The organism is Citrobacter sp. SX206 (genome assembly GCF_024181025.1).
Classification (GTDB): domain Bacteria; phylum Pseudomonadota; class Gammaproteobacteria; order Enterobacterales; family Enterobacteriaceae; genus Citrobacter; species Citrobacter youngae.
The window spans coordinates 1,022,908-1,035,475 of the sequence record NZ_CP049738.1; the positions used below are offsets into that span (position 1 = coordinate 1,022,908).

Consider the following 12,568-nt stretch of genomic DNA (forward strand, 5'->3'; position numbering starts at 1 on the left):
TGGTTCTCCTTACAGTGCGCATGACACGCAACCCTCAATTTCGGTTCCTTCCAGCGCCAACTGGCGTAACCGGATGTAGTACAACGATTTGATACCCTTACGCCAGGCGTAGATCTGTGCCTTGTTGATATCTCGAGTGGTAGCGGTATCGGGGAAAAAGAGCGTCAGTGAGAGTCCCTGATCAACATGCCGCGTCGCTTCGGCGTAGGTATCAATGATCTTTTGTGGGCCAATCTCGTAGGCATCCTGATACAAGGCCAGATTCTCATTGGTCATAAACGGGGCAGGGTAGTAAACGCGCCCGGTTTTGCCCTCTTTGCGAATCTCCACTTTCGATACAATCGGGTGAATGCTTGACGTGGCATGGTTGATGTAGGAAATGGAACCGGTGGGCGGAACCGCCTGTAAATTCTGGTTATAAATACCGTAGCGCATCACATCTTCACGCAGTTGCGCCCACATCTCGCGCGTCGGCAGCGTAATGCCGCTGGCGGCGAACAGTGAGCGTACCTTGTCGGTTTTTGGCTGCCAGTCGCCCTGCAGATACTGGCTAAAATACTCGCCGCTGGCGTAGCGTGACTGTTTGAATCCGGCAAAGGTTTTACCGCGCTCGCGGGCGATCTTCATTGACGTATTCAGCGCATGCCATGTGATGGTGTAGAAATAGAGATTGGTGAAATCCAGCCCTTCTGGCGAACCGTAGGCAATCCCTTCCCGCGCCAGATACCCGTGCAGGTTCATCTGCCCAAGGCCAATCGCGTGCGACGCGCTGTTCCCGGCTTCAATTGAGGGTACGCTGCGGATATGGCTCATGTCCGAAACGGCGGTTAAGCCACGAACTGCCGTCTCCACGGTGCGGCCAAAATCGGGTGAATCCATGGTATGGGCAATGTTCAACGAGCCGAGATTGCAGGAGATATCGTGCCCGATCTGCTCGTAATTGAGATTTTCATCGTAGGTGGAGGCGCTGTTAACCTGCAAAATCTCTGAGCACAGATTGCTCATATTGATCCGACCGGCAATCGGATTGGCACGATTCACCGTATCTTCAAACATGATGTATGGGTAGCCTGACTCAAACTGGATCTCGGCCAGCCGCTGGAAGAACTCGCGGGCGTTAATGTATTTTTTGCGCACGCGTTCGTCGGCCACCAGTTCGTCATACCGCTCACTCACGGCGATATCACCGAACGGTTTGCCGTAAATCCGTTCCACGTCATACGGCGAGAACAGCGCCATCCGGGCATTTTCTTTCGCCAGTCGAAAGGTAACATCCGGGATCACCACGCCAAGCGAGAGCGTTTTGATGCGGATTTTCTCGTCGGCGTTTTCGCGCTTGGTATCGAGAAAACGTAAAATATCCGGATGGTGTGCGTGCAGATACACCGCGCCTGCGCCCTGACGCGCGCCGAGCTGATTCGCATAAGAAAACGCATCTTCCAGCATTTTCATGACCGGGATCACCCCGGAAGACTGGTTTTCAATACGCTTAATAGGCGCACCTGCCTCGCGCAGATTCGAGAGTAAAAATGCCACGCCGCCGCCGCGTTTAGAGAGCTGCAGCGCTGAGTTAACCGCCCGACCGATGGACTCCATGTTGTCTTCAATGCGTAGCAGGAAGCAGGAAACCAGTTCGCCACGCTGTTGCTTACCGCAGTTTAAAAAGGTTGGCGTGGCGGGTTGAAAACGACCAGAGAGCATTTCATCAGTGAGCTGCATGGCAAGCACTTCATCGCCCTGCGCCAGCGTGAGCGCCACCATCGTCACCCGATCCTCAAAATTTTCGAGATAGCGCTTACCGTCGAACGTTTTCAGCGTATAGCTGGTGTAGAACTTCCATGCGCCAAGGAACGTCTGGAAACGGAATCCACTGGCGTGGGCATGGGCGAATAGCTTCAGCACGAACGCGCGATCGTAGCGGGCTAACACGCTGGCATCGTAATAGCCTTCATCCACCAACGTTTCCAGGCGCTGCTGTTGGCTGGCAAACGCCACTGAGTTGGGGCGGACGTGGGCGGCAAAGAAAGCCTCTACCGCCTGATGATCTTTATCGAACTGAATACGCCCGGCTTTATCGTACAGATTTAGCATGGCGTTCAGGGCGTGATAATCCAGTGCGGGCTGGATTACGCGTTCTGCGGTTGTCGTTGCCAAAATTCGCTCACTCCTTTTCGAACGTTTTCGATATCGCTTTGGGTGCCCATTAGCTCAAAACGATAAAGCCACGGCACGCCGCATTTTTGTGAAATGACATCACCCGCGCGACCGTATGCATCACCGAAATTGCGGTTGCCGGAGGCGATCACGCCACGGATTAATGCCCGGTTATGAGGATCGTTTAAAAAGCGGATCACCTGACGCGGGACTGCGCCTGCCGTACCGCCGCCGCCGTAAGACGGCACGATTAAAATGTAAGGCTCGTCCACCTGGATCCGCTCGCGTTCATTAAGCGGAATGCGGATGGCAGGTAACCCCAGACGCTGCATAAATCGGTGCGTATTTTCGGAGCTGCTGGAGAAGTAGACGAGCGTCGTCATGCGCTGGCCACGCGTGGTTCCGGATGCAGACGGTTGATCATGTCCGGGCGAAACCCTGACCAACTGGTTTCACCCGCGACTACGACCGGTAACTGGCGAAAACCTTGCTCGCGCAGGCTATCTGCCAGTTCAGGCTGCAAATCGACATTCACCATCTCAAAGTCAAAACCACGGCTTTCCATTGCCCGTTTGGTGGCATGGCACTGAACACAGTTATTGCGAGTGTAAATAATAATACGCATGATTCGTATTTCCATTTAAAAATAAAAGATCGGCGCGATAGAGGGCGTCGGGTTGTGTGTGTCCTGATAGGAAAGATACTAGATGTAGTTTTAAAAAGATTCAACCATACAAGATATGGGAATTTTAGATTGATGATACCCAGGGTGATGAGCGGGGCGGGGGAAGGTTAACTGGCGGTTCTAAATTGCCCGAAGGCGCTAAGCTTATCGGGCCTACGGGCAACAGGAGAGCACATCCCAGGTCGGATAAGGCGTTTATGCCGCCATCCGGCAGCGCAAAATTACATACGCATTCCCACCGCCAGACGGTTAAAGCAGTTCATCAGGCTAATGGCAAACGTCAGGTCGCTAATTTCTTTCGCGCTAAAATGGTCGAGCAGCGGCAGATAAACATCATCTTCGGCATGGGTGCTGGCGATATCGGTGACGGATTCGGCCCACGCCAGCGCCGCACGTTCCTGCTCGCTGAAGTGGTGACTCACCCGCCAGCCTGCCAGCGCATCCAGTTTGGCCTGCGCAACACCGGATTTGCGCAGCGCTTTACTGTGCATTTCCAGACAAAAGGCGCAGCCGTTGATTTGCGAAACTCGCAGGTAAATCAGTTCCGTCAGCGTGGGTTCCAGCGCGCAGTTCTCCAGCGCTTTGCTTGCCTGAACCAGGGCGTTATAGACTTCAGGGCTGAGTTCATAATAGGGCTGGCGTAACATGGTCATAGTATTTCTCCTCGTTTGGATGACCCGCAATGTAGCACTATAATGGACTGCTATAGAGAGCCATATTGTTGCCAAAAAAGCAGACCATAAATGCCGCGTTATCAGCACATCGCCCGTCAGTTAAAAAACGCAATTGAGAAAGGTGAACTCAAACCCGGAACCCGATTGCCATCAAGTCGGACCTGGGCCCAGGAATTGGGTGTGTCACGCTCGACGGTGGAAAATGCCTACGCCGAGCTGGTGGCGCAGGGCTGGCTCGCGCGGCGTGGGCAGGCCGGAACATTTGTCAGTGAGCAACTGCGACCCGAAAGGGCGCCTGCGTCTCCCGCGATCTTCGCCGGAGAAAACCCCAGACCGCACCCTTTTCAAATGGGATTACCCGCACTCGATCTCTTCCCGCGTGACGTCTGGGCGCGGGTGATGGGACTGCGTTTACGCACTCAAACGCGTTTTGACCTTGCGGTGGGAGATGTTTGCGGCGAACGCGCGTTACGTCAGGCGATTGTGGATTACCTGCGCGTTTCACGCAGCATTGAGTGCCAGCCGGAGCAGATTTTTATTACGTCAGGCTACGCGGCATCAGTGACGTTAATTCTGCGCGCCCTGTCTCAACCCGGTGAGGGAATGTGGGTCGAAGATCCCGGCTTTCCGTTGATTCGGCCCGTGGTGGCTCAGGAACGCATTGAGCTGATGCCGGTGGCGGTTGATGCCGATGGTCTGGATGTCTGCGCCGGGATCCGCGACTTTCCACAGGCGCGTTTTGTCATGCTCACCCCCGCACACCAAAGTCCGCTGGGCGTGGCTCTGTCATTAGATCGCCGTCATCGGTTGCTGGAGTGGGCGACTCGCGAACAGGCGTGGATTATTGAAGATGATTACGACAGTGAATTTCGCTACCACGGTAAACCGTTGCCGCCGCTTAAAAGTCTGGATGCGCCCCAGCGGGTGATTTATGCCGGCACGTTCAGCAAATCGATGTTTCCGGCGTTGCGCACGGCATGGCTGGTGGTACCCCTGACCCAGGTTGAACGTTTTCGCCAGCAGGCGTCGCTAACGGCCTGTAGCGTTCCGGTTTTATGGCAGCAAACGCTGGCGGATTTTATGCAAGACGGTCATTTCTGGCGGCACTTAAAACGAATGCGACAACATTATGCTGAACGAAGACAATGGATGGAAAACGCCCTGACCGAACAAGGATTTAATGTCATTCCTCAGGAAGGGGGGATCCAACTGGTAATGACCGTAGACGGCGATGATGTTGCGCTAGTGTGCAAAGCGAATCAGGCCGGGCTGGCGGTTCAGGCCTTAAGCCGTTGGCGAATGACTTCAGCAGGGAAAGGGGGGATCTTGCTGTCATTTACCAACATCAGCTCGGTTGCAATGGCGCAGCAGGCGGCGTACCAACTGCGGATGGCGCTGACATAAATCTATACCCGTCATACTTCAAGTTGCATGTGCGTTGGCTGCGTTCGTTCACCCCAGTCACTTACTTTAGTAAGCTCCTGGGGATTCGCTCTCTTGCCGCCTTCCTGCAACTCGAATTATTTAGGGTATATACGGTTCTTAAGATATTCGTCCCATCGTGTTCACTCGTTTATGGACTTTTCTGAAAGCGTTGCTAATGCTGAATCAGGTAAGGTAAGCCCGCAGTAAAAGATAACGAGGAAAATAATATGTATTTACGACCTGATGAGGTGGCGCGTGTACTTGAAAAAGTGGGCTTTACCGTTGATGTAGTCACACAGAAAACATACGGTTATCGACGTGGTGAGAATTATGTATACGTTAACCGTGAAGCACGTATGGGACGTACCGCATTAATTATCCATCCCACGCTAAAAGAGCGCAGCTCTTCGCTGGCAGAACCCGCGACGGATATTAAAACCTGCGATCACTATCAGCAATTCCCACTGTATTTAGCCGGTGAGACACACGAGCATTATGGTATTCCGCACGGCTTTAGCTCGCGTATTGCGCTTGAGCGTTATCTGAGCGGGTTGTTTGGCGACGTTAATTCTAACTAATAACGCGACTGGCAGGGCCAGTCGCGAAGAAGCGTGTCAGGCTTTAGCCTGATGATAGCTGCTGACCTTAAACAAGCGGCGGCAATAATCAAGGAAGTAGCCATACACTGCACCCATCAGCATTGAGACCACGATGTTGGAGCTTACCGCAGCTGTGATCTGGTGCCAGTCTGCGCCAACCGTCAGCAGAATAATCACATATACCGGTGACTGGAACGTGACATAGGCCAGCACATCCGCCAGGTTTTTCCCCCATCCTGCCTGCGTGGCTTTGCGTGCCGCGCGCATAAACAAATCGCGGTACATACCGTATGGCCAGGCGATCAGGATGTTGACGGGGATAGCGACCAGTCTGGAGTACAGTGACTGTTCGAAACTCATTCCTGAAAGGAATATCTCGATCAACATGTTCACGACAGAACAATAAACAACCATCGCGAACGTGTCTGCTACTGCATGACGCAAGCGTGACTGCGGAGAGAACATGTTAATGCTCCTTGTAAAAAGGGGGAAAAAGGTTTTCAATACCTTCTTGCTAGTGATTTGTCTTGCTGCTTTCGCGTTTGAGTAGGATATCTGCCTGGATAATAACTATCAACTAGCTTAAAATTTTTATTTATTGCCTTTTTGTCGATAAAATGCTCTGCAGTGGTTTGTTTTTTGTTCGTTTTGGTGTTTTCGTTGTCATGAAAATTAAAACCATTAAAAATCAATAGGTTGTTTTGACTTGTTTTTCTGAACTTTTTGCGCTCCTTTTTGAATGTTGACGAATATTGTGCATATCTACCGCAACGCCTGCGCGATGCCTGTATTGGTTTATCTGGTGCGGCAGCGAGATATCCAAAGTCTATTTATTCTGGTTGCTGGCCGAATATAAAATATCGCTGACTAAAGATCACCGTATGACAAGATAAATAATAATAGCGATTGTCGTTTTAATATCTTGCGACAAAAAAGAGACTGGAAAAAGAAAAAACACTCGCATACAATTTGCTTCGTAATACCTATTTCTGTTTTTGCGTTAAAGAGGTTTTATTAATATGAGTTCAATGTTAAAAAACTTAAATAATATTCGATCGCTACGGGTCATGGCGCGTGAATTATCCGTCGAGGTTCTGGACGATATGCTGGAAAAACTTCGGGTAGTCACCAAAGAACGACGTGACGAAGAAGAACTGCTGCAGCGCCAACGTGCAGAACAGCAGGAAAAAATTAATACACTGCTGGCGATGATGAGAGCTGATGGGATTGATCCTGAAGAACTGTTGAGCATGTCGGCGGCAACATCGCGTTCGGTTAAGAAACGTCAGCCGCGTCCGGCGAAATATCGTTTTACGGATACTAATGGTGAAACAAAAACATGGACAGGACAAGGCCGCACGCCAAAGCCGATTGCACAGGCGCTGGCTGCCGGTAAATCTCTCGATGATTTTTTGATCTAATATCAATGCGGTGAGGGGAACCTCACCGCTTATTTTCAGCAGACGCCGAAATCGCCTTCTTCAGAATATCGCGTGACATCAGCAACTTTTAGGGTGTATTTTTCGCCACTTTCATTGCTGGCTTGTACCGCCACAATTTGATCGTCATTGACTTCAACAACCTTCAGTTTTGGACCGCCCATACGCGGTTGAACCAGATCGCCAGGTTTAAACATATTGTTGCGCTCCTTTATTTATCATTTATCGCAGAACTCACCATAGATCACGTCAACCGGCGGGTACAGTGCTGTTTCAATGATTACTGCTTAATGAGTACGTCGGTTCCAGGGCATTTTGTCCAGCAGACGCGCCATGCCGCAAAAGCCGGTCACGCCAGCGAGAATCAGCCCCGCACCGACAAAACCGCTGAGTAAGAAGAAGCCGCTGTTAACGGCGTAACCGAGAATGACGCCAAGCAAGGCAAGGCTACCTGCGGCTATCTGCACCTGACGCATCAGCGGTAACGGTTGTGAACTGTCTTTCGCCACCGGCAACCCTGCGGCTTTCCAGCCGTCAATTCCACCTTCCAGCAGCCAGACCTGCGCGGGCGCAGCAATGGCGCTCAGTTTTGTTGCCGCATTTTGTGTACGTTTGCCTGACTGGCAGTGAAAAATCACCTGCTCGGCGCGTAAATTCGCAGGCAGCGATCCCTGCTCAAGCGCGGGCAACGGTGCCAGATGAGCCTCAGGAATATGCTCGTGCAGATACTCGTCAGCGTCGCGGATATCAATCAATTTTGCACCCTGTGCGACCAGTGTCTGCGCCTCGCGCGGGGAAATCGTCCCAATAGTCATGATGGCTCCTTATGGGCAATACAGTGTTTTTAATGTAGCGATCAGCGAATTCACGGCCGCATTTTTAATGGAGTAGAGGATGCGCTGGGCATCGCGCTGGCTTGCTATCAGACCTTCTTCACGCATACGCGCCAGATGCTGGGAAGTGGCGGAAGGGCTAAGGCCGGTAACACGGGCTAACTCGCCTGCGCTGGTACCGGGTGAACCGCAGAGCATGCACAAAATCAGCAACCGTTTCGGGTTACTCATCGCTTTTAGCAGGGCGGCAGCTTGTTCAGCGCTGGCCTGGAGTTGTTCAAGTTCAGTCATATGTATTTAAGCATAATCTAAATTAAGCATATTCTAAAATAAACAACCAACGTACGCCAGCGTAAAGAGCGTAAAGGAGGGTAAAACAGCCGCGGAATGCTGGCGGAGTTGGGTAGAATGGCTACTCTTAGAGATAAAATCTCTTTTTAAACAATGATTAATTTTTTGCTTGTAGGGAGTGTGTATGGGTTTCTGGAGAATCGTTTTTACTATTATTTTGCCTCCGCTCGGCGTGTTGCTGGGTAAAGGATTCGGTTGGGCATTTATCCTCAATATCGTTCTGACGCTGCTGGGCTACATCCCAGGTCTGATCCACGCCTTCTGGATACAGACGCGTAACTAATTCCCCTTCTACAGCGGCGCTTTGGCGCCGTTTTCTTTGCGCCTCGTTCTCCTCTGCTACACTTTTGGGGTTGATTGTTAATTACCGAGGTGGATATGGGACTCTTCAATTTTGTAAAAGATGCGGGTGAAAAACTGTGGGATGCGGTCACTGGAAATCATGACACAGCCGATCAGGCAAAAAAAGTGCAGGAACATCTGAATAAAACCGGTATTCCGGATGCGGATAAAGTGGACGTCCAAATTAACGAAGGCAAAGCCACCGTTTCTGGTGATGGATTAAGTCAGGAAGCGAAAGAAAAAATCCTGATTGCGATTGGTAATATCTCTGGTATCGCCAGCGTCGATGATCAGGTTAAAACCTCTGCGCCCGCGAGCGAAAGCCAGTTTTATACCGTGAAATCAGGGGATACCCTGAGCGCGATTGCCAAACAGGTTTACGGTAACGCCAATTTGTATAATCAAATATTTGAAGCCAATAAACCGATGCTGAAAAGCCCGGATAAAATTTATCCCGGGCAGGTTTTACGTATTCCGGAGCAGTAATATTATTCAGGCTTATTCCGTCAGCAATTTACCGGACATCGCCTGTTGAATAATCGGAATCGGCGTCAGCAGGTGCTGGCGCATTAATTCGCTGGCGCGCGCGGCATCGCGTGCCAGAATAGCTTCGGTCAGTGTTTGGTGCTGATCGTGTTTGTCTTCCAGCATCTCCACCGACAGCACCGTTTTTCGCAGCCAGATAAACCGGTAGCGCGCCGCCAAATCGAACAGTCGTTCGCGCATTTGCAGCAGATATTGTGAACCGCAACCGGCGACAATCGCCGAGTGAAACGCCTGATGGCGCTGATCCCACTCGTCGAGCATCTGTTCGCTGGCATCAATGGCTTCAAGCTTACTAAGCATATGCGCGCGCGCCAGAATTTCAGCCTCCCAGGCGTCGTCGCCGCGTTCAATGGCCAGCGCGACCAGCATGGCTTCCATATTGGCGCGGGCATCGAAAATATCGAGCAACTCCTGCTCTGACATCGGGGCGACACGATACCCTTTCTGATTCACCACCGTCACCAACCGCTCGGCAACTAACTGCGAAAGCGCTTCGCGCAGTGGCCCAACGCCAAGATCATAACGCGAGGTCAGCAGGCTCATACGCAGTTTTTCATCAGGCTGATACACACCGCGGATGATGTCGTTCTTCAGCCAGCGGTATCCATCAATGGCCGTCGGTTGGGGAATGGCGGTCATGGTCATACTCCTGAAAGGATTTCCCGGCCTGCGCCGGGAACAGGTTTAATGCGTATTTTGCAATGGTGCTTTTTGCCACGATAGCAGTTTTTTCCAGCGTGACATAATGGGCACGGTGCAAATAATTCCTATGGCTAACAATCCGGTAGAGATAACTTCCAGCTGTTGCGCCGGGCGAAACAGCATCACCACCAGCACAAAGATAATAAACGCGATCACCAGCCAGGTAAGCCACGGATAGAGCCACATTTTCAGTTTAATTTCGCCGCCTCGCGCCAGCAGGATTTTGCGCATCCGCAGTTGAGAAACGGCAATGACCAGATAGACCAGCAGTGCGATGGCACCGGAACTGTCGATCAGGAATTTAAACACCTTGGCCGGGGCGTAATAGTTGACGATGACGGTGAGGAATGCCGCCCCGGTAGACAGCAACACCGCCACATACGGCGTTTTACTGCGGTTTGTTTTACCCATAAAGGCGGGGGCATCGCCACGACGGCTCAGGGAATAGAGCATGCGTGATGATGTATACAGCGCGGAGTTGAGACAGCTAGTCACCGACAGCAAAATGACGCAATCCATGATCAGTTTCGCGTGTGGGATATGCAGTAGCTCCAGCACCGAGCGGTAAGAACCGACTTCTTTCAGTCCCGGCATGTTCCACGGGATCAGTGCCACCACCACAAAAATAGAGCACAGATAGAAGATGGAGATACGCCAGATAACCGAGTTGGTGGCGCGAACGATATGTTTATCCGGGGTATCGGATTCGGCGGCGGCGATGGTAACTATCTCTGCGCCCATAAAGGAGAACATGGTGATTAACATTGCGCTGATCACGGCGCCAAAACCGTTGGGCATAAAGCCGCCCTGATCCCACAGGCGCGAAACCCCGCTGACCTCAGCGTAGGGATAGAAGCCGCTAATCGCCGCTGCGCCGAGGGTGATAAACGCCAGAATGGCAATCACTTTGCACAGCGCCAGCCAGAACTCGAACTCACCGTAATTTTTGACGCTCAGCAAATTACTGCCGGTTAATGCCAGCGTGATAACCAGAGAAAACAGCCAGATAGGAATGCCAGGCACCCAGGAGTGAAGAATGATGGCGGCGATATTCGCCTCCAGCGGGATAACCAACACCCAGAACCACCAGTACAACCAGCCGATGGTGTAACCCGCCCAAGGGCCGATGGCCTTATCGGCGTATGTGGAAAAAGAACCGGTATCCGGTGTGGCGACGGCCATTTCGGCCAACATGCGCATAATCATCACCACCAGCAATCCGGCGAACAGATAGGCTAATAATACTGCGGGACCGGCTTCTGCAATCGCCACGCTTGAACCGACAAACAGACTTGCGCCGATTACCCCGGCAATAGACAGCATGGTGACGTGGCGTGATTTCAGCCCGCCCCCTAAATCATGTGATTGTGACAGTTGCCCCATCTTTAAACCTCTCGAAAGTATTTCACTTGGGAGAGCACCCCGGCATTCCCGCGCCGGGGCACGCGTATTATTGTTATTGACCCTGTTTGCCGGATGGCGGCTCCGCCTTATCCGGCTTAAAACTCCCCGTTTTGATACGGGTTTAACCCTGTTTTGCCTCGGCAAAACACTGGGCGATAATGTCCAGCCCCTGGCGGATTTGCGCATCTTCAATGGTCAACGGGACAAGTATGCGCAGCACGTTGTAGTAAGGCCCGCAGGAGAGCAGGATCAGCCCTTTATCTCGCGCACGCGCGACAATTTCGGCGGTCAGTTTAGCGTCTGGTTTCGTGTGGTCGCCATCTTCGAACAGTTCGATAGCAATCATCGCGCCCAGCCCGCGTACGTCGCCAATCTCGCGGTGGGTTTCCGCGATAGCCAGCAGGCCTTCACGCAGGGTTTGCCCCAGCTCGTTGGCTTTTTGCAGCAGATCTTCCTGCTCGAAAATGTTCAGTACCGCCAGCGCAGCGGCACAGGCAATTGGGTTACCGGCATAGGTACCGCCCAGACCGCCCGGTGGAATAGCGTCCATGACGTCGGCGCGTCCGGTCACGCCGGCCAGTGGGAAGCCTCCGGCGATGGATTTAGCGAAGGTGGTGAGATCGGGCGCAACGCCCATCTGCTCCATGGCAAACAACGTACCGGTACGACCCGCGCCGCTCTGTACTTCATCGGCAATCAGCATGATCCCGTGTTCGTCACAAATGGCGCGCAGGCGCTGCATAAAGGCCGGCGAGGCGGCGTAAAAACCCCCCTCGCCCTGAACGGGTTCAATCACGATGGCGGCAACGTCTTCCGGCGCGGCATCGTTTTTGAAGATGCGATGAATGCTGGCGATAGCATCGTCGTCACTGATGCCGTGCAGCGGGCACGGGTAAAGCGCGCGATACACGTGGCCCGGCATCAGTCCCATTCCGGCAGAGTATGGGTTCACTTTCCCTGTCAGCGACAGGGTGTAGTGGGTACGGCCGTGGTAAGCACCGCTAAAGGCGATGGTCCCGGTACGTTTGGTGGCGGCGCGAGCGATTTTTACCGCGTTTTCCACCGCTTCGGAGCCGGTGGTGACTAGCAGTGTTTTCTTGGCGAAATCACCCGGCACTTTCTTGTTCATGATTTCGCACAGCTCCAGGTATGGCTCATAGGCCAGTACCTGGAAACAGGTATGGGACAGCTTTTTCAACTGCGCTTCTACCGCAGAGACAATCTGCGGATGCAGGTGCCCGGTATTCAACACTGCAATACCTCCGGCAAAATCGAGGAATTCACGGCCTTCAACGTCCCAGACCCGACAGTTTTCTGCACGCTCGGCGAAAATTGGATGGATCTGGCCTACGCCACGGGGAACGGCGTTGCTGCGACGTTGCATGAGTTCTTTGTTGGTGCTCATCAGGTGTTC

At 52.5% G+C, this 12,568-nt stretch carries 16 protein-coding genes; 5 read left to right on the plus strand and 11 right to left on the minus strand.

Going from position 1 to position 12,568, the window contains the following annotated elements; translation table 11 throughout:
- Positions 1–9 precede the first annotated feature (9 nt).
- The 4 genes from nrdE to G8S19_RS04970 all read right to left on the minus strand — a co-directional run bounded on the left by nrdE (position 10) and on the right by G8S19_RS04970 (position 3,492).
- Positions 10–2,154, minus strand: coding sequence for a class 1b ribonucleoside-diphosphate reductase subunit alpha (gene nrdE / locus G8S19_RS04955; RefSeq protein ID WP_101742940.1), 2,145 nt, complete (start codon positions 2,152–2,154; stop codon positions 10–12).
- Positions 2,127–2,537, minus strand: coding sequence for a class Ib ribonucleoside-diphosphate reductase assembly flavoprotein NrdI (gene nrdI / locus G8S19_RS04960; RefSeq protein ID WP_199954456.1), 411 nt, complete (start codon positions 2,535–2,537; stop codon positions 2,127–2,129). Before nrdI ends, nrdE begins: the two co-directional genes overlap by 28 nt.
- Positions 2,534–2,779, minus strand: a complete 246-nt coding sequence (gene nrdH / locus G8S19_RS04965; RefSeq protein ID WP_048213000.1) for a glutaredoxin-like protein NrdH — start codon at positions 2,777–2,779, stop codon at positions 2,534–2,536. Before nrdH ends, nrdI begins: the two co-directional genes overlap by 4 nt.
- A 281-nt stretch (positions 2,780–3,060) precedes the next feature.
- On the minus strand, positions 3,061–3,492 hold the full coding sequence (locus G8S19_RS04970; protein WP_048212999.1) for a carboxymuconolactone decarboxylase family protein: 432 nt from the start codon (positions 3,490–3,492) through the stop codon (positions 3,061–3,063).
- Between the two features lie 90 nt (positions 3,493–3,582).
- Between G8S19_RS04970 and G8S19_RS04975 the strand changes: the two genes are divergently transcribed.
- Positions 3,583–4,917, plus strand: a complete 1,335-nt coding sequence (locus G8S19_RS04975; protein WP_253686181.1) for a PLP-dependent aminotransferase family protein — start codon at positions 3,583–3,585, stop codon at positions 4,915–4,917.
- A 248-nt stretch (positions 4,918–5,165) separates the two neighbouring features.
- Positions 5,166–5,516 (plus strand): DUF2002 family protein, encoded by a 351-nt coding sequence (locus G8S19_RS04980; protein WP_003037262.1) that lies wholly within the window; start codon positions 5,166–5,168, stop codon positions 5,514–5,516.
- Positions 5,517–5,552: 36 nt separating this feature from the next.
- On the opposite strand, the gene alaE is transcribed toward G8S19_RS04980, so the two are convergent.
- Complete coding sequence (gene alaE, locus G8S19_RS04985) at positions 5,553–6,002, minus strand: L-alanine exporter AlaE (protein ID WP_016154144.1); 450 nt, start codon at positions 6,000–6,002, stop codon at positions 5,553–5,555.
- A 554-nt stretch (positions 6,003–6,556) separates the two neighbouring features.
- Between alaE and stpA the strand changes: the two genes are divergently transcribed.
- Positions 6,557–6,958, plus strand: coding sequence for a DNA-binding protein StpA (gene stpA, locus G8S19_RS04990; RefSeq protein WP_048212996.1), 402 nt, complete (start codon positions 6,557–6,559; stop codon positions 6,956–6,958).
- Between the two features lie 35 nt (positions 6,959–6,993).
- Here the strand turns inward: stpA and G8S19_RS04995 are convergent, their stop codons facing one another.
- From G8S19_RS04995 to G8S19_RS05005, 3 genes are all read right to left on the minus strand, one after another.
- Positions 6,994–7,173, minus strand: coding sequence for a hypothetical protein (locus tag G8S19_RS04995; protein WP_048212995.1), 180 nt, complete (start codon positions 7,171–7,173; stop codon positions 6,994–6,996).
- A 90-nt stretch (positions 7,174–7,263) separates the two neighbouring features.
- Positions 7,264–7,791 carry a rhodanese family protein gene (locus G8S19_RS05000; protein WP_101742945.1) on the minus strand — a complete coding sequence of 176 codons (528 nt, stop codon included), beginning with the start codon at positions 7,789–7,791 and terminating at the stop codon, positions 7,264–7,266.
- Positions 7,792–7,800: 9 nt separating this feature from the next.
- Positions 7,801–8,100 carry a helix-turn-helix transcriptional regulator gene (locus G8S19_RS05005; protein WP_048212993.1) on the minus strand — a complete coding sequence of 100 codons (300 nt, stop codon included), beginning with the start codon at positions 8,098–8,100 and terminating at the stop codon, positions 7,801–7,803.
- Positions 8,101–8,284: 184 nt separating this feature from the next.
- Here G8S19_RS05005 and G8S19_RS05010 point away from each other — a divergent pair, with 184 nt between their 5' ends.
- Together G8S19_RS05010 and lysM are read left to right on the plus strand one after the other, a co-directional pair.
- Entirely contained in the window at positions 8,285–8,443 is a 159-nt protein-coding gene (locus G8S19_RS05010; RefSeq protein ID WP_003037242.1) for a YqaE/Pmp3 family membrane protein, read from the plus strand.
- Positions 8,444–8,538: 95 nt separating this feature from the next.
- A complete protein-coding gene (gene lysM, locus G8S19_RS05015; protein ID WP_124020809.1) occupies positions 8,539–8,988 on the plus strand; it encodes a peptidoglycan-binding protein LysM in 450 nt (149 codons plus the stop codon).
- Between the two features lie 12 nt (positions 8,989–9,000).
- On the opposite strand, the gene csiR is transcribed toward lysM, so the two are convergent.
- From csiR to gabT, 3 genes are all read right to left on the minus strand, one after another.
- Positions 9,001–9,687, minus strand: coding sequence for a DNA-binding transcriptional regulator CsiR (gene csiR / locus G8S19_RS05020; protein ID WP_016150866.1), 687 nt, complete (start codon positions 9,685–9,687; stop codon positions 9,001–9,003).
- 45 nt (positions 9,688–9,732) lie between these two features.
- Positions 9,733–11,133, minus strand: a complete 1,401-nt coding sequence (gabP, locus tag G8S19_RS05025; protein ID WP_116360832.1) for a GABA permease — start codon at positions 11,131–11,133, stop codon at positions 9,733–9,735.
- Positions 11,134–11,275: 142 nt separating this feature from the next.
- Positions 11,276–12,559, minus strand: coding sequence for a 4-aminobutyrate--2-oxoglutarate transaminase (gene gabT / locus G8S19_RS05030; protein ID WP_115601603.1), 1,284 nt, complete (start codon positions 12,557–12,559; stop codon positions 11,276–11,278).
- Between the last annotated feature and the right edge of the window lie 9 nt (positions 12,560–12,568).

Bases quoted from the DNA above. Each gene is read 5' to 3' on its own strand.
- G8S19_RS04970 (WP_048212999.1), bottom strand. From the start codon at position 3,492: ATGACCATGTTACGCCAGCCCTATTATGAACTCAGCCCTGAAGTCTAT.
- G8S19_RS04975 (WP_253686181.1), top strand. From the start codon at position 3,583: ATGCCGCGTTATCAGCACATCGCCCGTCAGTTAAAAAACGCAATTGAG.
- gabT (WP_115601603.1), bottom strand. From the start codon at position 12,559: ATGAGCACCAACAAAGAACTCATGCAACGTCGCAGCAACGCCGTTCCC.
- nrdI (WP_199954456.1), bottom strand. From the start codon at position 2,537: ATGACGACGCTCGTCTACTTCTCCAGCAGCTCCGAAAATACGCACCGA.
- gabP (WP_116360832.1), bottom strand. From the start codon at position 11,133: ATGGGGCAACTGTCACAATCACATGATTTAGGGGGCGGGCTGAAATCA.
- G8S19_RS04980 (WP_003037262.1), top strand. From the start codon at position 5,166: ATGTATTTACGACCTGATGAGGTGGCGCGTGTACTTGAAAAAGTGGGC.
- G8S19_RS04995 (WP_048212995.1), bottom strand. From the start codon at position 7,173: ATGTTTAAACCTGGCGATCTGGTTCAACCGCGTATGGGCGGTCCAAAA.
- G8S19_RS05000 (WP_101742945.1), bottom strand. From the start codon at position 7,791: ATGACTATTGGGACGATTTCCCCGCGCGAGGCGCAGACACTGGTCGCA.
- lysM (WP_124020809.1), top strand. From the start codon at position 8,539: ATGGGACTCTTCAATTTTGTAAAAGATGCGGGTGAAAAACTGTGGGAT.
- csiR (WP_016150866.1), bottom strand. From the start codon at position 9,687: ATGACCGCCATTCCCCAACCGACGGCCATTGATGGATACCGCTGGCTG.
- nrdH (WP_048213000.1), bottom strand. From the start codon at position 2,779: ATGCGTATTATTATTTACACTCGCAATAACTGTGTTCAGTGCCATGCC.
- G8S19_RS05010 (WP_003037242.1), top strand. From the start codon at position 8,285: ATGGGTTTCTGGAGAATCGTTTTTACTATTATTTTGCCTCCGCTCGGC.
- stpA (WP_048212996.1), top strand. From the start codon at position 6,557: ATGAGTTCAATGTTAAAAAACTTAAATAATATTCGATCGCTACGGGTC.
- alaE (WP_016154144.1), bottom strand. From the start codon at position 6,002: ATGTTCTCTCCGCAGTCACGCTTGCGTCATGCAGTAGCAGACACGTTC.
- G8S19_RS05005 (WP_048212993.1), bottom strand. From the start codon at position 8,100: ATGACTGAACTTGAACAACTCCAGGCCAGCGCTGAACAAGCTGCCGCC.